Origin of the sequence: Lysinibacillus sp. SGAir0095, assembly GCF_005491425.1 — a bacterium.
Classification (GTDB): domain Bacteria; phylum Bacillota; class Bacilli; order Bacillales_A; family Planococcaceae; genus Ureibacillus.
In genome coordinates, this window is record NZ_CP028083.1 from 3,505,866 (window position 1) to 3,523,961 (window position 18,096).

Annotated in this window: 17 protein-coding genes; 5 read left to right on the top strand and 12 right to left on the bottom strand. The window is 36.6% G+C overall.

Annotated features, from left to right (window positions below; translation table 11 throughout):
• Window positions 1-17: 17 nt before the first annotated feature.
• From C1N55_RS17340 to C1N55_RS17370, 7 genes are all read right to left on the bottom strand, one after another.
• Window positions 18-1,166: an acyl-CoA dehydrogenase family protein gene (locus tag C1N55_RS17340; protein ID WP_137729963.1), complete on the bottom strand. Its 1,149-nt coding sequence runs from the start codon at window positions 1,164-1,166 to the stop codon at window positions 18-20.
• A 749-nt stretch (window positions 1,167-1,915) separates the two neighbouring features.
• Window positions 1,916-3,082, bottom strand: a complete 1,167-nt coding sequence (locus tag C1N55_RS17345; RefSeq protein WP_137727068.1) for an IS256 family transposase — start codon at window positions 3,080-3,082, stop codon at window positions 1,916-1,918.
• Window positions 3,083-3,747: 665 nt separating this feature from the next.
• On the bottom strand, window positions 3,748-3,987 hold the full coding sequence (locus tag C1N55_RS17350; RefSeq protein WP_137729964.1) for a hypothetical protein: 240 nt from the start codon (window positions 3,985-3,987) through the stop codon (window positions 3,748-3,750).
• Window positions 3,988-4,071: 84 nt separating this feature from the next.
• Window positions 4,072-4,575, bottom strand: coding sequence for a GNAT family N-acetyltransferase (locus tag C1N55_RS17355; protein ID WP_137729965.1), 504 nt, complete (start codon window positions 4,573-4,575; stop codon window positions 4,072-4,074).
• Window positions 4,576-4,596: 21 nt separating this feature from the next.
• Window positions 4,597-5,598 carry a glutathione S-transferase family protein gene (locus C1N55_RS17360; protein ID WP_137729966.1) on the bottom strand — a complete coding sequence of 334 codons (1,002 nt, stop codon included), beginning with the start codon at window positions 5,596-5,598 and terminating at the stop codon, window positions 4,597-4,599.
• 126 nt (window positions 5,599-5,724) lie between these two features.
• Window positions 5,725-5,913, bottom strand: a complete 189-nt coding sequence (locus tag C1N55_RS17365; RefSeq protein WP_137729967.1) for a gamma-type small acid-soluble spore protein — start codon at window positions 5,911-5,913, stop codon at window positions 5,725-5,727.
• Window positions 5,914-6,020: 107 nt separating this feature from the next.
• The gene (locus C1N55_RS17370; RefSeq protein ID WP_137729968.1) at window positions 6,021-6,614 is read right to left on the bottom strand and encodes a gamma-type small acid-soluble spore protein; all 594 of its coding nucleotides are present in this window, start codon (window positions 6,612-6,614) and stop codon (window positions 6,021-6,023) included.
• Window positions 6,615-6,803: 189 nt separating this feature from the next.
• On the opposite strand from C1N55_RS17370, the gene C1N55_RS17375 reads away from it, so the two are divergent.
• The gene (locus tag C1N55_RS17375) at window positions 6,804-7,400 is read left to right on the top strand and encodes a metallophosphoesterase family protein (RefSeq protein WP_137729969.1); all 597 of its coding nucleotides are present in this window, start codon (window positions 6,804-6,806) and stop codon (window positions 7,398-7,400) included.
• Window positions 7,401-7,601: 201 nt separating this feature from the next.
• On the top strand, window positions 7,602-8,174 hold the full coding sequence (locus C1N55_RS17380; RefSeq protein ID WP_137729970.1) for a YitT family protein: 573 nt from the start codon (window positions 7,602-7,604) through the stop codon (window positions 8,172-8,174).
• Window positions 8,175-8,226: 52 nt separating this feature from the next.
• Here C1N55_RS17380 and C1N55_RS17385 read toward each other — a convergent pair whose 3' ends face one another.
• Window positions 8,227-9,108, bottom strand: coding sequence for a DMT family transporter (locus tag C1N55_RS17385; protein ID WP_137729971.1), 882 nt, complete (start codon window positions 9,106-9,108; stop codon window positions 8,227-8,229).
• A gap of 197 nt (window positions 9,109-9,305) precedes the next feature.
• On the opposite strand from C1N55_RS17385, the gene C1N55_RS17390 reads away from it, so the two are divergent.
• Complete coding sequence (locus C1N55_RS17390) at window positions 9,306-9,800, top strand: L,D-transpeptidase family protein (RefSeq protein ID WP_137729972.1); 495 nt, start codon at window positions 9,306-9,308, stop codon at window positions 9,798-9,800.
• Window positions 9,801-9,849: 49 nt separating this feature from the next.
• Here the strand turns inward: C1N55_RS17390 and C1N55_RS17395 are convergent, their stop codons facing one another.
• A complete protein-coding gene (locus tag C1N55_RS17395; RefSeq protein ID WP_137729973.1) occupies window positions 9,850-10,566 on the bottom strand; it encodes an MBL fold metallo-hydrolase in 717 nt (238 codons plus the stop codon).
• 101 nt (window positions 10,567-10,667) lie between these two features.
• The gene (locus C1N55_RS17400; RefSeq protein ID WP_137729974.1) at window positions 10,668-11,363 is read right to left on the bottom strand and encodes a hypothetical protein; all 696 of its coding nucleotides are present in this window, start codon (window positions 11,361-11,363) and stop codon (window positions 10,668-10,670) included.
• 206 nt (window positions 11,364-11,569) lie between these two features.
• Between C1N55_RS17400 and C1N55_RS17405 the strand changes: the two genes are divergently transcribed.
• Together C1N55_RS17405 and C1N55_RS17410 are read left to right on the top strand one after the other, a co-directional pair.
• The gene (locus C1N55_RS17405) at window positions 11,570-13,234 is read left to right on the top strand and encodes a ribonuclease J (RefSeq protein WP_137729975.1); all 1,665 of its coding nucleotides are present in this window, start codon (window positions 11,570-11,572) and stop codon (window positions 13,232-13,234) included.
• A 216-nt stretch (window positions 13,235-13,450) separates the two neighbouring features.
• A complete protein-coding gene (locus tag C1N55_RS17410) occupies window positions 13,451-15,073 on the top strand; it encodes a catalase (RefSeq protein ID WP_137729976.1) in 1,623 nt (540 codons plus the stop codon).
• Window positions 15,074-15,139: 66 nt separating this feature from the next.
• Here C1N55_RS17410 and C1N55_RS17415 read toward each other — a convergent pair whose 3' ends face one another.
• Window positions 15,140-16,540 (bottom strand): SpoVR family protein, encoded by a 1,401-nt coding sequence (locus C1N55_RS17415; RefSeq protein ID WP_137729977.1) that lies wholly within the window; start codon window positions 16,538-16,540, stop codon window positions 15,140-15,142.
• A 106-nt stretch (window positions 16,541-16,646) separates the two neighbouring features.
• Window positions 16,647-17,816, bottom strand: coding sequence for a sporulation protein YhbH (gene yhbH / locus C1N55_RS17420; protein ID WP_137729978.1), 1,170 nt, complete (start codon window positions 17,814-17,816; stop codon window positions 16,647-16,649).
• Window positions 17,817-18,096 lie beyond the last annotated feature (280 nt).

Sequence of the window (18,096 nt, forward strand, 5' to 3'; positions counted from 1 at the left end):
AAAATTAAGCCCGTACATTATTTTAAAATCTCTTTTGCAATAATCCCCTTCATAATTTCTGTTGTTCCTGCGTAAATCGCAGCTACTGGAATATCTCTAAAGCGTCTTGCAATCTCGTATTCTTCCATATAGCCATATCCTCCATGCAGCTGAAGGCAATCCGCTGCTACGCGTTTTGCCATTTCGCTAATCCACCACTTGGCCATGGATACTTCTTTAACGATTTTTTTACCAGCTATATGTTTAGCAACAAGATTGTTCACATAATTACGCCCAATATCAATTTCAGTAGCCATCTCAGCTAATTTAAATTGTGTATTTTGGAAGTCTGCTATGGTTTGATTAAATGCTTTTCTGGTTTTGACATATTCTTTTGTAATACGAAACATTTCCTCTGCTTCAATCTGCACCTCAATTGCAACTAACAGCCTTTCTTGCTGCAATTTATCCATTAAATAATAAAAGCCCTTCCCTTCCTCACCGAGCAAGTTTGCGACTGGTACTTTCGCATCTTCAAAGATTAGCTCACCAGTATCGGAAGAATGCATCCCAATTTTATTTAGCTTTTTACCCCTTTTAAAACCAGGAGTGCCATTCTCAACAACAATTAGACTAATTCCTCTATGAGCGGGCTCTGCTGATGGATCGGTTTTACAAACGACTACAACATAATCTGCATTAATGCCATTCGTGATGAAGGTTTTTTCCCCGTTTATAATATAATAATCATCATCTTTACGAGCTGTAGTTCGAATACCCGCTAGATCTGACCCAGCACCTGGCTCGGTCATCGCGATGGCTGATATATACTCACCACTCACACTTTTAGGTAGCCACTTCCTTTTTTGCTCCTCTGTACCATAGTCCTCTATATATGGGACAACGATATCAGAATGTAGAACAATTCCACTTGCTGGACCAGCTCCCACACGCTCTAATTCTTCGCCCAGAATCATAGAGTAACCAAAATCAAGTCCTAACCCGCCATAAGACTCACTTACCATTGGACATAAAAATCCGTTTTCTCCTAACGTCCTCCAAAAGGATCTAGGCACTTCCCTATGTAATTCCCACTCATCGAAGAAAGGATAGGCATCCTTTTCCAACATTTTTCGTAAAGCAACTCGAAACATTTCGTGCTCTTCCGTAAAGATATCCCCCAACATTGTAAACCCCCATCCAGAACTTAGAATTTTCTGAAAATACAATTAAATTTTAACAATTGCTTATAGAATTATCAATCAATCACCGTTGAAATAATTGTAATTTCTTAGAATATTTTAGCTTCAAGCAGAAATTTCAATAGATTCGTTGGTTTAGCTAAATGAAGTATTGATGACCAGTTAATCCATTTATAGCTTACGATTGTGCTGCTCGTGGACTATTAACACCGAGCTTCTCTCTTTATTGTCCACGACAACCTTTCTCATGGACTATTAACACCGAGATTCTCTCTTTATTGTCCACGACAACCTTTCTCGTGGACTATTAACACCGAGGTTCGCCTTTTATTGTCCACGACTGCCTTTCTCGTGGACTATTAACACCGAGATTCTCTCCTTATTTTCCATGATGGCCTTTCTCGTGGACTATTAACACCGAGATTCTCTCTTTATTGTCCACGACAACCTTTCTCGTGGACTATTAACACCGAGATTCTCTCTTTATTGTCCACGACAAAGTCAAGTCCAAGTTATTGTGTAAAATTCAATACGAATGTTTTCAACTAAATTTTAATTGTAAAAATTGGGGGTAATAAATTATCCACCCACTACATTTTTCTCCCTTAACTCCCATGGGTTAATCACTCATATTCCGTAAAGGCTGTCAAAGGCTCTTTTCACTTTGATAGCCTTTACGGAATGTGAGATACTCCCTGGGCGGGAGTTAAGGTTGACAAGATAAATCAGAAATACTATCTAGAAAGTCCTGTTCTTTTTGAATAATCGTTTTCTTGATAGTGCATTAACACAGCACCAACTAATCTAAAGGCAGATTGGGTATTAGGGAAGATACGGATTACGTTCTCTCTTCTACGTACTTCTTGATTTAGTCGTTCCAGAGAATTCGTACTTCGAATATTGACACGTATACCTTTCGGAAAATTCATATATTGAATGGTATCTTCGAAACCTTCATCTAGTACTGTAAGTGCTTTTTCATATCTGCGATCTTCTGCATACTGATTCATTAATTCATCTTTAAATTTGCGCATATCATCAAGGGTAACTGCATCAAAGATACGTCTAATCATGAGACGGAAATCTCCTGAATCCTTTTTCGGCAGCTTTTCAATAATATTACGTTTAAAATGTACGTTGCATCTTTGCCATGTAGTTCCGATGAATTCGCGTTGGATGGCTTTTCGTAAACCTTGGTGAGCATCAGATATAACTAACTTGGGTGATTGAGTTCCTCGGGATTTTAAGTGTTGAAGAAAACGACTCCAGCTATCATAGCTCTCCACATGGTCTACACTTAAACCCAAAATTTCACGTTTATTCTCTTCTGTAATAGCCGTTGCAATATAGACAGCCTTCGATACAACTTGGTGATGTTCACGCACTTTAATATACATTGCGTCCAGAAAAATATAAGGATAGTAAGTCGTGTTTAAAGGTCTGTTTGCCCAAGTGTTAATAATGGGATCTAGTTTTTGAGTCAGTGAAGACACGAGTGATTTTGATACAGTTTCACCACAAAGCTGTTCCACAATTTGAGTTACCTTTCTTGTGGAGACACCATTTACAACCATTTCTATCATCGATAGAATCAACGCTTGATCATGTCTAGCATATTTTTCAAACACACTAGTAGAAAATTCACCGTTGCGAGTTCTAGGAACTTTTAAAGTTAGTTTTCCAACACTCATAACGATTTCACGCTCGTAGTAGCCATTTCGGTAATCGATTCGATCATTCGAACGCTCATAAGCCGCTGCATTTAAATATTCGTCTCTTTCTTTTTCCATAAACTCATTTAAAACTAATACTAAAGCAGATTTAACCACTGTATTTAAGTCAGAATTTAGTACAGAATCTTTTAAAAAGTCCATATCTAAGTTAAACTGTAATTGAGTCATTATTATTCCCTCTTTCATGTTTATCGTCGCTGAAAACATTGTATCCAAGAGAGAATAAAATGACTCTTTTTCTTTTTACACAATTATATGGACTTAATCCACGACAACCTTTCTCGTGGACTATTAGCACCGAGGTTCTCTCTTTATTGTCCACGATGGCCTTTCTCGGGGACTATTAACACCGAGATTCTCACTATATTGTCCTCGACTGCCTTTCTCGTGGACTATTAACACCGAAACTCTCACTTTATTGTCCACGACAACCTTTCTCATGGACTATTAACACCGAAACTCTCACTTTATTGTCCTCGACAGCCTTTCTCGTGGACTATTATTCTCTCTTTATTGTCCATGATGGCCTTTCTCGTGGACTATTAGCACCGAAACTCTCACTTTATTGTCCACGACAACCTTTCTCGTGGACTATTAACACCGAGGTTCGCCTATTATTGTCCACGACAACCTTTCTCATGGACTATTAACAACAATCTATTCTATATTTCGTCTATGATAGGGCTTCATTGCCGCAATGAGTAAACTGTGTCTTTATTATCTAGAACATTTTTTTGTATATTTGGCTAATTTCTCACTCATTAATTAAAAATAAAAAAGCTATCCAAGCTTAAAAATACTTGGATAGCACTATTATTATATTTGGCTTTAGCCTAATTATGTCTTTTTTCATCCGGTGATTCTTTTCTAAATACTTCTGTGAGTAGCTCGTCATCTTCTGCCTTAACTCGCTTATTTAACTCTGCAATCGGAATTATATCAACTGTTTGCATATCCTCGTGAAGATCAAACAAACTAATACTATCCGAATCCACCATATCTGGTTTTTCCTTAGCGGGTAAATCTGCAAATTCTTTTTTCGATTCCGCGATTGAGTCCCAATCTTTATTCATCGTTCACACGCTCCTTCCTCTCTAGTGTGTGAATCGATTATCAAATTATACTTCGTTTTATAAATCAATAGTTTCGCTATTCCATCAAAACTTAATGTTAAAAGCTTTGACAACAATTCCATCATCTAATGGAATAAAATCATTTTCTGGTACTCGTATAAATCCAAGACTTGTATAAAGTCTCACTGCTGATTCCATAAAATCTGCAGTATGTAATCCCATTGATTTGTAGCCTTTTTCCTTAGAGCGATCAATGCATTCTGATACCAACGTTTTGGCTACACCTTTTCCTCTAGCATTTGGAGAAACTGCTAACATCCTTAGTTCTGGATGGTTTAATTGCCCTTCTAAAAGACCTTTATATGCTTCAATTTCTGGTGAAAATAACGCAACTGTCCCAACAATTTCACCGTCAATTTCAGCTACAATCCGTTCAATTCCTTCTTGTGTTTCTTCATCAGAAAGGATGGATTGTTTTAATGCTTCCCAATGGGTTCTTGGAATTTTTTTTGCATGCTCTATATAAGACTGTAATCGTAATTCTTTAATATGTTGAAATTCTCCCTTTACTGCATCCCTAATTATCATTTCATTCTCCTTTTTATGGACTTAATCGTGACCAATAAGGAATTTCTCCTCTATTCCACTGATAGCTTCACGATGATGTGGTGCATGAATGCTCGATAGATCTGGACCCTTAGGCAAAATATTTAAGCTCTTTTGGTCATCACTAGCGATGTGATTTGATAAATGATAATGAATTTTTATCGCTTCGAAGTCTGTCGTGTCACCAAATCCTGGAGTTTGATATAAATCTCTTAAATAGCCCCATAGATTTGGAAAATCAACAATACGATTACGATTTGCCTTAAAGGCAGAATAATAGGCTACATCAAATCTAACTAATGTGGCAAAAAGACGTACATCTGAATCTGTTATATAATCTCCCAAAAGGAAACGACGAGTTGCTAAACGATTCTCTAACACATCAAGTTGATTGAATAATGTATCATAGGCCTCTTCATAAGCTTCTTGAGAACGTGCAAACCCACATTTGTACACCCCATTATTCACTTCATGAAAGATGACATCATTTAGTGCATCAATTTCCTGTCGCAGACTTTCTGGATAGAGATTAGGTGCATTTTCTTTATGCAATGGTGACCATACTGTTTCGAAATAATTTGTCAATCGGAAGTAATCGTTATTCACGACCTTTTTTTCTTTCACATCTATAATTGCAGGAACTGTAGGTCGCCCTTCGTAGTTGGGATCTGCATTTAAATACACTTCACTTAGATATTGAATTCCCAAGACAGGGTCTTTATTTCCTTCATCTAAAGAAAACTCCCAGTCAACACGCGGAATATTGGGACGCATTGGACTAGCTGTTCCTAAGCTTATAGACTCCTCTAATCCTAGTACTCTACGAACAATAACGGAGCGATGAGCCCAAGGGCATACAGGGGACCATAACAATCGGTAACGCCCCGCCTCAACTGGTAATTCCCCTGGCTTATCCCCAAACGGAGCTGTGAAACGATTTTTTTGACGATTAAACTTACCGTTTTTATCTACTTCTAATGGCTTATCTTTTTTATGATTTTCCATAAAGTACTCACCTTTTCCTTATTCTTGGTCTCTAAATTTTAATATGTAAATTTTCTGATTACAATTTATTTGATTATGTAAAAAAAATTGGTGACCAATATTTGTCCTATGGTCACCTTCTTGTTTTTAATTGGGATGAATATGTCTTTTGACTTCTTCTACTTCTGTATCACTAAACATTTTTGTATTTTTCCCACCTGTTTTAGCAAGATACGCCATTACTTCTTTATAGGATAGTCCTGATTCTGCATTTTTTCTTTTTACCTCTTCAATATTTGTTCCAGTAATCGTGTATTGATGATGGTCATTTTGCATAAATCGTTTTCCTTTCCATGTATAAGATTAACCAAGCTGCACATATTAGAGAAAATCTAAATGAAATAAAAACGCCCCTTAATAGAGGCGCTTTTACTTAACTTGGGTTAAAATTTATTCTTCCCTTGTTCTGCTTGTTGGTTTTGGCTTTTTACTTCGGCAATATCAGTACCAGTAACCGTTTTACCAGCTTGAGGCTCCTGTGTAGGGACATTAAATGGTCCTGATTCCTGTGCGATTTCTTCTCTTACTTTTTGGATGTCCGTACCAGACGCTGTTTTCCCACCGTAAGATTGTGGTGATGGGCTTGAAGAGAATGACTTACCAAAAGGACCTGCCTCCTGTGCGATTTCTTCTCTCACTTTTTGAATGTCCGTACCAGACGCTGTTTTCCCACCGTAAGATTGTGGTGATGGGCTTGAAGAGAATGATTTACCAAAAGGACCTGCCTCCTGTGCGATCTCTTCTCTCACCTTCTGGATATCTGTACCTGATGCTGTTTTCCCGCCAAAAGACTGGGGGGCTTGTGTAGAAGAATATGACTTACCAAAAGGACCTGCCTCTTGTGCGATTTCTTCTCTTACCTTTTGTGGGTTAGTCCCAAATGATTGTGCACCAGAAGATCCTTGTGCATTTTGGCTCTTTACTTCCTCAATATCTGTACCTGTTTGTGTGAAACGTTTACCATTTTTGTTTTGCATGTCAAAAACACCTCCAAAATGTTATGCCTTTATCTTGTCAAAGTAACAAACATATTATGAGCACAATAATTTAATTTCTTTGGTATAATTTCATTTTTCCCGGCAAACTCACTATTTACTTCGTATTTTCTTTTTAATTAAACTACAGTAAACTAAAAGCAATATATTACCATGTGTGAAGGTGAAGAAATGAGATATGCTCTGTTGGGAGATTTACATTCAAGCATTGATGATACAAAAGCAGTTATACAACAGATTGAAGAAGTTGCTCCTGATTCCATTTTGATTGGGTTAGGCGATTTATACGAATGTACGATTGGCAAGAAGAAAGCAATAAACCTTTCAAATGTTCCATTAAAAGCAGCAGCAATTATTGAAGAAGATTTTGAAAAAATATTAACGTTTCCATCAATTCGTGGGAATCAGGAAGAAAGGATATCAAGTGTTACCGGAATCCAACGATTTGCTGCGTTACCGGAAAAATTAGTGATTGAAGGTGCCACTTTAATACATGGTCACCAGATTGAATGGGACAAAAAATGGGAACCCGTAAACACATCCGTTCTAGAAATCGATACCTCACTTGTCTTCTTTGGTCATAGCCATAGGAGCGGCATTTATCTTGAATCCAAAAAGATAACTGAGCCCATTGATTTTGGCAAAGAAATACACTTGCCAAGTAATAATTATTGGATTAACGTCGGTTCCGTGGTAGACAATCGAGAATGGTGTTTATATGATAGCGAAAAACGCTCAATTTGTTTTATGAAGGTGTCGCATATATAAGTGTGTTTCTCTTACATTTACTGAATTTTCTTTTTTAGGAACTCTTCAATTGGACAATTTTGCAATCAGTCTTGCCAATATCCAGCTCTCTAAGTTTCACAGACCTACTTTCATTTTTATTTATACTGCCTATTAACTCGTTCATTTTCGCATTCGCCATTTCATAAAATAATGCATGTCCAGTAATGTGAGGAGAGTTGCATGCTTATTATTAAGAAAGGCTTGGCAATCATTGTAGGTAGTATTTTTTTATCCTTGGGAATTAATGTTTTCTTAACGCCTTATGAGATTTTAGATGGTGGGATTATTGGACTTTCATTAATCATCTATTATTTGTTTAACCTAAAAATAGGTTTGATGATTATTGTGCTAAGTATTCCAATTTTTGTACTTGCCTGGTTCAAATATAAGCCTTATTTCTTTAACAGTTTACATGGATTGCTTATTTCTTCGGTAGTAATAGACCTTTTTAAACCGTTACGTTCGCTGATTCGACTTGACCCCATGATGAGTTCAATTCTTGGGGGAATATTTGTGGGAATTGGTATAGGTCTGATGTTAAGGTTTGAGACAAGTACTGGCGGGACAGACCTTTTGGCTCAGTTTATTTCGGATCGAACACTTATTAATGTAGGGGTTATCATTTTTATCATTGACGCTGCTGTAGTATGTTTAGGCGGGATTTTCATTTCACCGAATACTTTACTCCTATCAATTGTAACTATTCTTTGTGTAGGAATAACGACAAGTACTTTAACTAAGCGTCATACATAAGAGTCCCATATACACAGAAAAAAACCGCCTTACTCTTCAAGGCGGCTCTTGCTTATATTAATTTTTCCATACTCTTTCTTTTTAAGAAGGATAGTTTAGTTTCTGAAATCATAATAGCCAATAGGATTAAAATCGCTCCAATAACCATTCTTGTTGTTAATACTTCACTCAATAGAATTACTGAGAAAAGCATTCCCCAGAATGATTCGGTTGAAAGGATGATCGCTGCCTTCGTTTCGTTTGTAAACTTTTGTGCAATAGTTTGTAATAGATAGGCTAACGTTGTAGAGAAAATAGCTAAATATACAATTGACGATACAGCTTCCATTTCATATGAAAAGCTTGTTTCCCCTTTGAAAACAACAATAACCCATGCAAACACCGCAGCAAAAAACATTTGCACGATTGTTAACGTAATCGGATCTTCGTCCTTCACATATTTGGCTGTATAAAAAATTTGGTATGCAAACGCTACTGCACAGGCAAGAGTTAAAATATCACCTACATTTATATCAGTTGAAAATTGAAGGGATAAAAAGCCAATACCAATGATTGCTAAAATGGCTCCAGTTAATTCGAATTTATCAATTTTTCTTTTATAGGCGAAGTATGCAATAAATGGAACAATCACCACGTTTACTGCTGTTAAAAATGCATTTTTCGAAGGTGTTGTATACTGTAATCCAACTGTCTGTAACACAAAGGCTAAATATAGAAAGAAGCCTAACACTAATCCTTTTATAATAATTCCCTTATTTAGTTGTTTTAACTTCTTATAAAAAATGATAACTAGAACTAGTAATCCAATTAAAAATCTTCCTGCCAAAACTTGATAGGGAGTATAATGTTCCAAAGCAATGCTACTCACAACAAAGCCGCTTCCCCAAATAATTGCTGTTATACACAGCATAATCTCACCAATATACTTTCGCATTGTGCCCTCCAGTTTATGTATAAATTCAATATTCAATTGTATCATTATACAACAGTTGAACTATATATATAAGGCTAGTTGACTCAATATTCAAAATTCCTCATGAATCTGGATGGAATGTATTATCCCTGTCACCGTACTTGTTGCATACCTCTCATAAACTATTAGGTACAAATATTCGAACGGAGTTGACCTTAATGCTTCATACTGTAAAGCCAGGAGAAACCCTTTATCAAATTTCCGTTGACTATCGAACACCGCTTTCCACAATCATTCGAGCAAATCCATCCATCAATCCAAACGTCATTCATGTTGGACAGTTAATCGAGATACCTGGATTTCCTGATCCCAATACATTATCTTATCAGATTGAAGTTTCGATTAATGGACGCTGGTTAAAGCTGTTTCACAATGGAGCACTTCAAAAACAATATCCAATTGCTGTAGGAAGGATACTCTATGATACACCCGTTGGCAATTATATTATTATTAATAAAGCCCCTAATCCCGGTGGCCCTATTGGAACTATGTGGATGAGTTTATCGAAACAAAGCTACGGAATTCATGGAACAAATGATCCTAGCTCAATCGGGAAGGCTGTGTCGAGAGGTTGCATTCGCATGCAAAACAAAGATGTTGAAGAATTATCCAGAATCATCCCAATAGGTACACCGGTAAACATCCATCTTTAACATGCTATTTGCAAATAAGAGACACTATATTTTTTGAAGGCAATTATCCTTATAAATATTTATTGATTTTCCTTTCTGCATCAACAATTGCATGATTAATATTTTCCTTAGGACTTACTAATATTTTTCCATGTCCAACTGCAAGGATTTGAGGAGATAAAAGCTGTATTTTCTTAGCACTTTCAAGCGATAATTCCTTATTCCATGTAGCAAATGCGGGGAAAGGAAACAATGGTACTAATTGTCCGCACACAGCAACTTTCCCTTGCGTTTGAAAAGCATCGCCTACTATGATTGCCCTATTCTTTCGTTCAAATAAGGAAATTGAGCCTGGTGTATGGCCAGGTGTTCCAACTACTTCAAGTGTTCCGACTTGATCCCCTTCTTTCAATAATCGTTCAGGAACGATATCCAGATTTTTGGGTATACCTCCTTTAATAGGCGATTGTGGTTCAGTTTCATCTAACGTTGTATCCCCTTTTAACAACCGGCTATCACGATTGGAAATGGACACACAAGTTTCAGGATATGCTTTCTTTAACTTCATTAACGAACCAACATGATCACCATGTCCATGCGTTAAAACAATATTGGTCAATGGTTTTTCCAATTCATTTATTAAACTTACAATGCCTTTAAAACTTGCAGCCATTCCTGTATCTATTAAAATCAGCTCATCTTGTTCTTCGACAATATAACAATTTACAGGAAAGAAATTTGGCCAAAGTGTTAACTGAAACAAATTGTTTGTTTTTGTAATTCTCAAGCGTACTCCCCCCTTCACTTCCTTATACAGTAATTATAAAGAAAAGGACTACAAATAATTGTAAATTATTTGTAATCCTTCTAAATTTGCTATTACTTGTTCTATGTCCAACCCTTAATGGCAACTTCTTGAATTTTACGTTCATGTTCATGTCTTTTAATAATAACGCTAATTTTTTGATACCACTTAGTACATTCCTTAAAAATGTCCTTGTATTCATCCAGTTCTTTTGGAATCTCCTGTTCATTGTCTAAAAAGACATACTCAACTATTGGCTCTGCTAAATCATCTACTACAATTTTTAGGATTAATTTTTTAACTTCATTTGTTTTTTCTTTCTTTTCTGATGATTCTTCCATTTCATTTATATGGATATCTACTTTTGCTCCCCCGTCAATCAAGGACCAACCATGGACACCGCCTTTTGATGTTAGGGCAACATTATTGTCATCTTCCACAATAGCTATTTCATAGAGTTCATCAAAGTCAAACTCTTTTTTGTCGAAATCATTCTCAATTTCTTCTCTCTCTAAGATTCTTAAAGTATTAGAATATTCATCAAGCATTAATACACTTAGATAATCAGAGGAAATGATATAGCGAGTATGAGGGTGCTGTTCAACTTTTTGAATAGTATCAGTTAATAATGCTTCACTACGTTTTTTCACATCTTTGTTTAACTCATAAAGCCACCAAGCACCTAATCCTATTGCAACTATTAAGTATAGAGTACCTCCTGTTTTAAAGGCTAAAAAAAGATAGACGACTTCTAATAATAATAAAAATAATTGGAACAACCTACTCACCCCTTTAGAAATTTTTTTTCTATTAGTTATAAAATATTATTCGAGAACTTCTCTTTTCATTCTCATTTTTAATAGTTTTTTCTTATTGAAGTTATTATTTTTCAATTTCGAATTTGTCCTTACCGACTTTCCGTATAGTTCAACTTCCATCTACCTATACTTAGATTTAGTAAAAGTAGTTGAAAAGAGGGGTCATTTTGTCTGATAGAAAAAGTACACTTTCTATTTTTGCTCTAGGTGGCATTAATGAAATCGGCAAAAATATGTATGTTATTGAATATGGAGACGATTTAGTAATCGTTGATTGTGGTGCAAAATTTGCAGATGAGTCGTTATTAGGAATCAATTTAATCATTCCTGATGTCTCATATTTACAAGAAAACAAACATAAAATCCGCGGACTAGTAGTGACGCACGGCCATGAGGATCATATTGGCGGGATACCTTATTTTCTAAAAAAATTAAATATCCCCATCTATGCAACTAGATTTACACTCGGTTTAATCGAATTAAAGCTAAGAGAACATAAAATCTTAAGGGAATCTACTTTAATTGAAATTAACTCGGAATCCAAATTAGATTTGGGTGAGATTAAAGCTAGTTTCTTCAGAACAAGTCATAGTATTCCGGACTGTCTAGGAATAGTATTTGATACTCCTGAAGGAAAAGTAGTTCATACTGGTGACTTTAAATTTGATCTTACACCTGTAAATGACCAATACTCCGATATTCATAAAATGGCGAAGATTGGTGAAGAAGGCGTCCTTGCTCTTATTTCTGAAAGTACTAATGCTGAACGACCAGGTTCAACACCTTCGGAAAGCAAGGTTGGTTCTCATATTGAGGAAGCCTTTTTAAATGCGACAGGTAAAATTATTATTTCTACTTTTGCTTCCAACGTGAATCGTGTACAGCAAATCGTTCATGCAACTATTAAAACAAACCGCAAATTAGCCTTATTAGGTCGTAGTATGGTAAACGTTGTAAAAGTCGCGAAGGAACGGGGCTATGTTGAAATTCCTGATTGGATGCTAATTGATGCACGGGATGTGAAACAATACCCCCCCGAACGTGTTGTTGTTTTATGTACAGGTAGCCAAGGTGAACCATTAGCAGCTCTATCCAAATTATCAACAAACAATAATCGAGATGTCCGAGTATTGCCTGATGACACAGTTATTTTTGCTGCTTCTCCAATACCTGGCAATGAAAAAGGCGTTTCGAAAATTGTTGATAACCTGTTCCAATTAGGAGCAAAGGTTATTTATGGCTCTTCAAGCATTACTGGTATGCATGTTTCGGGGCATGGTTATCAAGAAGATTTAAAGCTGATGCTTACACTTATGAAGCCGAAATACTTTATTCCAATTCATGGTGAATATCGTATGCTTCACCTGCATCGTTTACTAGCGGAAGCAGTTGGGGTTGAACGTAATAATACCTTTATTATTCGTAATGGCGATGTAGTTGATATTGCGAATAATGAAGCTCGACAAACTCGTAAAGTAACAGCTGGAGACACTTATGTTGACAATGTGGGAGACGACGAAATTGTTGAAATTGTACTCCGCGATCGTAAACATCTTTCTGAAGAAGGAATGCTTGTAGTTGTCGTAACGATTAGTAAAGAGGACGGCAAGCGAATTTCGGATCCGGATTGTATCTCTAGAGGATTTGTCTATGCAAGAGATTCAGAAGGATTGTTACAGGATATTACTGAGGTTGTTAAAAGAACTGTAGATCCATTTAAGGATCCTAATATTATGGGTATGAAGCGGGCGATTAAAAAAGAAGTAGGAATTTTCTTATTTGAAAAAACAAAGAAAAAGCCAATGATCCTCCCTATTATTATTGCATTTTAAGAGAATGGCGAATTGTTACTGTTTAAACTCTTGTAACAATCCGCCTTTTTTTGCATTGGATCTATCACCTAGATTCGACTTTAAACACAAAAAACATTCCTAGTTAAGAATACTTTTAATTTAGGTAGGGAATTATAGTATCGGTTATTTCTAAATTATCAATGCTTTAGGGATAAATCTAATTTAATCCAGAAAATGAAAGAAAGGATGTTAGTCATGGAAAAAGACCCTTCAAACCAAGGAGAGTTTCAAACAAACTACGAAGATGATGCAACACTAACCAACAGACAAGGCCATCCGATTACTAATAATCAGAATATCCGTACAGTAGGAAATCGCGGACCTGCTACATTAGAAAACTACGATTTTATTGAAAAAATTAGTCATTTTGATCGTGAAAAAGTACCTGAACGTATCGTACATGCTCGTGGCGCAGGTGCTCATGGATATTTTGAAGCTTATGGTAAGGTGGGGAATGACCCTGCTTCGAAATATACTCGTGCGAAATTGTTCCAAGAAAAAGGAAAACAAACACCAGTTTTTGTACGCTTTTCAACAGTAGTACATGGACTGCACTCACCTGAAACATTACGTGATCCACGTGGTTTCGCAGTAAAGTTCTACACTGAGGATGGAAACTGGGACTTAGTGGGGAACAATCTAAAAATCTTCTTTATCCGTGATGCGATGAAATTCCCAGATATGATTCATGCATTCCGTCCAGATCCAGTGACGAATATTCAAGACGCTCGTCGCTTCTTTGATTTCTGTGCAAATTCACCTGAATCTTTCCATATGGTAACATTCGTCTATTCACCATGGGGAATTCCCGCAAACTATCGCATGATGCAAGGTTCCGGTGTCAACACTTATAAATGGGTAAACCAGGAAGGAAAAGCTGTGCTAGTAAAATATCACTGGGAACCAAAACAAGGGATCAAGAATTTAACAGTTAAAGAAGCTGAGGAAATTCAAGGGAAAAACTTCAACCACGCAACACAGGATTTATATGAAGCCATTGAAAAAGGTGATTACCCTGAATGGGAGCTATTGGTTCAAATAATGGAGGATGGCCCTCATCCTGAGCTTGATTTTGACCCACTAGATGATACAAAGCTTTGGCCAAATGATCAATTCCCGTGGTTGCCTGTTGGACGAATGGTATTGAATAAAAATCCTGAAAACTTCTTTAACGAAGTAGAGCAAGCTGCTTTCGGTACAGGTGTACTTGTTGATGGATTAGATTTCTCAGATGATAAAATGCTACAAGGACGCACATTCTCTTATTCCGATACCCAGCGTTACCGTGTAGGAGCTAACTATTTACAATTACCGATTAACGCTGCGAAGAAACGTGTTGCTACAAATCAGGAAGGCGGCCAATTACGTTATTATAATGATAAAGCACCTGGTCAAAACCCACATATTAACTATGAGCCTTCTAGCATGGGCGGTTTAAAGGAAGCTGAGCAAGCTGGTGTAGAACACACTCCTGAAATTGAGGGCCACCTTGTTCGCGAATCGATTGATCGAAACGATAATACGAAACAAGCTGGCGAAACATATCGCAACTTTGAGCAATGGGAAAAAGACGAGCTAATCACTAATTTAGTAAATGACTTAGTAATTTGTCCAAAAGATATTCAGGATAAAATGATTGCCCTTGCACAACAAGCAGATGAGGAATATGGCCGTCGTTTACGTGAAGGCTTGCTTGAAAAAACAGAATCGATGTTAAAAGAAAACCCGGATTTTAGCCCTCATCCACTAGGCGCTAAAAATGCAGATCATGCCGTAGAGGATGCCGTAAATAAAGGCCACGAAGCAGATCCCTATTAATGCACATATTAAAGCCCGTGAAGACAATTTCACGGGCTTTTATTCTTTTAATTGTAGCAGCATCCACTATAAAGCCTTTCTATAATTACGCTTTCCATCGTACGTATAGAGTACTGGCTTGTTTTCAACATACGTTTCGATATGAACTGGGCGTCCCCATAATTGATAGATGTATGGTAATACATGTTCTAAGTAATGTGGATCTAACTCCATTCCCTCAAAACCATGCTTTAAATACATTTCTCCATTTCGTAGATAGTCGCCATTATCAACGACAATATATGGAAAGCCTCCGTTCACACGCATGGAAACAAGCTGGTCACGGACATTTTGATAATCCTTATCGGTAATTTTATAATCTGTGCCTTTCTTCTCAAACAAGTACATATCTTCTTGTTCCACTAGCTCTTTAGTTAAATAATTTCGGATAAAGGAAATATCAGACTCAATTTCACGAACTTCAAATATTTTTTCTCTTCCTGAGCCTGGTTTCACACCCATCTTAATCATTTCTGGTGTTGGATTATCGTAACGCCTTTCAATATCCTCAAAGATTTTCAGCCCTAAATAATATGGATTGATGGATGTTTTGGATGGCTGAACAACACCGGCATTTAATTTAGCATATTCGATGGTTTCATCTGTCGTTAGATTAAGTTCTCTCATAATACGTTGATGCCAATAAGATGCCCAGCCCTCATTCATTATTTTGGTTTCTAGCTGTGGCCAGAAATACAACATTTCTTCCCGCATCATTGTTAATATATCTCGTTGCCACTCTTCAAGCTCGCGACTATGCATTTCAATAAAAAGAAGTAAATCCTTTTCCGGCTTCGGCGGGAACTTTTTCTTCTTATATCGAACCGGCAATTTCGGTTCCTCTTTTTTATCTAGTTCCCACAAATCATCATATGGCGTTTTGGAAACATAGCTTTCATCATCATCTAATTCATCTTCATATTCTAATAATTTCGGCCTAACTAATGATGGATCAATATGCTCTTGAATTGCTAAAATCGCATCTAAAAATTGTTCAACTTCCTCTTTTCCATAGAGTCGCTCATAGCTCGCAATTCGATCTGCTGTTGCAGTCATACTTTCCACCATATCACGTCTTGTATTTGAGAACCGAACATTATTTTTGAAAAAATCACAATGTGCTAATACATGGGCGATAATGAGTTTATTTTGAGTTAGAGTATTTGTGTCCAGTAAAAATGCATAGCAAGGATTCGAGTTAATAACTAATTCATAAATTTGGCTTAAGCCTAAATCATATTGCAGCTTCATTTTATGGAATTGTTTTCCAAAGCTCCAATGTGAAAAACGTGTCGGCATTCCGTATGCGCCAATTGTATAAATAATTTCCGCCGGACAAATTTCATAGTGCATTGGAAAGAAATCTAAGCCAAATTCTATTGCAATGTCAGTTATATCCTCAATCGCTTTATGAAGCTCTTTTTCCACCTTATTCCCCTCCAATAGAAAAACACGATTTCCACGTTAAAAAGTGAATATCGATGTTTTTCTCATACTGATTTTAGTGTCAAACTAGCTATTAATACATTATTCGTTAAACAGCCGTTTCATCATGTTTTTGGAAGAAACTTTTCAAAGTATCATAAACATCTTTTTTCTGTCTTAGCACGTAGTGACGGAACTTAGGATTTTCAATTTTTTTAAAGGTCGACATCAAGGAGGAATAACGATTATTTGGGTTTACCTCTCCATAGCCAAACATACTAGAGACCTCAATTAACTCATTTACTAGTCTTAAACATTTTTCATTGTCTGTTGAAAAATTTTCACCGTCTGAGAAATGGACAGGGTAGATATTGTAACGAACCGGATTATATTTTTGCTCGATTAGTTCTAAAGCCTTCGAATAGGCTGATGAGCAAATCGTCCCTCCACTTTCTCCTTTAGTAAAGAACTCTTCCTCTGTCACAACTTTTGCTTCTGTATGATGTGCGATAAATTCAATTTCAACGGTTTTGTACTTTGTTCGTAAAAACCTCGTCATCCAGAAGAAAAAGCTCCTTGCACAAAACTTCTCAAAATTCCCCATCGAACCACTCGTATCCATCATGGCAAGTACGACTGCTTTTGTTTCAGGCTTTGTTACTTCATCCCATGTTTTAAAACGTAAATCGTCATTATGGATAGGCGTAATTTCAGCCTTCCCTTTCATCGCGTTTCTCTTTATAGCAGTTAAAATTGTTCTTTTCTTATCGATATTACCCATTAGCCCTTTTTTACGGATATCATTGAACTCAATCTTTTCTGTTGTTATGTCTGCCGTTTCTTTCCTTTGTAAATTAGGAAGCTCCAATTCTTTGAATAACATATTTTGTACATCATCCAAACTTACCTCTGCTTCATAGTAATCATTACCAGGCTGATCTCCAGCTTTCTTTCCTTGGCCCGGCGCTTGTTGATTTCCTGGTTTTCCATCACGGGCAACTACATCTCCAACTTGGCTATCGCCTTGTCCTTGACCGACATGCTTTGATTTACCATAGTTATATCGTATTTTATACTCATCTAATGAACGGATTGGTATTTTTATAACCTCTTTGCCATTTGACATGATTATACTTTCTTCGCTAATCAGGTCTGGTAAATTATTCTTAATTGCATCTTTTACCTTATCCATATGTCGTTGTTGATCTTGGTACCCTTTACGATGGAGTGACCAATTTTCCTGAGAGACGACAAAGTTTCGATTCTGATTTTCACTCATGTTATCCTCACCCATCTTTGTTAAAGTTTCGTGTATCAAATACGCCTTGACGTATTTTTGCGTCCAGATTTTTTTCATCTTAAGCCTGCACAATGTAGGTCACTTAGCCTTTGTCGCAGGACGCGAAGCTCTTAGTCTACTTACATACTTAACTTCCTTTGAAAATCTGTGATATCTGCCGGGGGGCTTGTTGTAGAATTTCCACTCAACAGATGTATCATTTGAATTCGCCTCACAACTTATAGCAGTGGGAAACTTCTGATTGAAGTTGAAAAATCAC

Bases quoted from the DNA above. Each gene is read 5' to 3' on its own strand.
- C1N55_RS17340 (WP_137729963.1), bottom strand. From the start codon at position 1,166: ATGTTGGGGGATATCTTTACGGAAGAGCACGAAATGTTTCGAGTTGCT.
- C1N55_RS17345 (WP_137727068.1), bottom strand. From the start codon at position 3,082: ATGACTCAATTACAGTTTAACTTAGATATGGACTTTTTAAAAGATTCT.
- C1N55_RS17350 (WP_137729964.1), bottom strand. From the start codon at position 3,987: ATGAATAAAGATTGGGACTCAATCGCGGAATCGAAAAAAGAATTTGCA.
- C1N55_RS17355 (WP_137729965.1), bottom strand. From the start codon at position 4,575: ATGATAATTAGGGATGCAGTAAAGGGAGAATTTCAACATATTAAAGAA.
- C1N55_RS17360 (WP_137729966.1), bottom strand. From the start codon at position 5,598: ATGGAAAATCATAAAAAAGATAAGCCATTAGAAGTAGATAAAAACGGT.
- C1N55_RS17365 (WP_137729967.1), bottom strand. From the start codon at position 5,913: ATGCAAAATGACCATCATCAATACACGATTACTGGAACAAATATTGAA.
- C1N55_RS17370 (WP_137729968.1), bottom strand. From the start codon at position 6,614: ATGCAAAACAAAAATGGTAAACGTTTCACACAAACAGGTACAGATATT.
- C1N55_RS17375 (WP_137729969.1), top strand. From the start codon at position 6,804: ATGAGATATGCTCTGTTGGGAGATTTACATTCAAGCATTGATGATACA.
- C1N55_RS17380 (WP_137729970.1), top strand. From the start codon at position 7,602: ATGCTTATTATTAAGAAAGGCTTGGCAATCATTGTAGGTAGTATTTTT.
- C1N55_RS17385 (WP_137729971.1), bottom strand. From the start codon at position 9,108: ATGCGAAAGTATATTGGTGAGATTATGCTGTGTATAACAGCAATTATT.
- C1N55_RS17390 (WP_137729972.1), top strand. From the start codon at position 9,306: ATGCTTCATACTGTAAAGCCAGGAGAAACCCTTTATCAAATTTCCGTT.
- C1N55_RS17410 (WP_137729976.1), top strand. From the start codon at position 13,451: ATGGAAAAAGACCCTTCAAACCAAGGAGAGTTTCAAACAAACTACGAA.
- yhbH (WP_137729978.1), bottom strand. From the start codon at position 17,816: ATGAGTGAAAATCAGAATCGAAACTTTGTCGTCTCTCAGGAAAATTGG.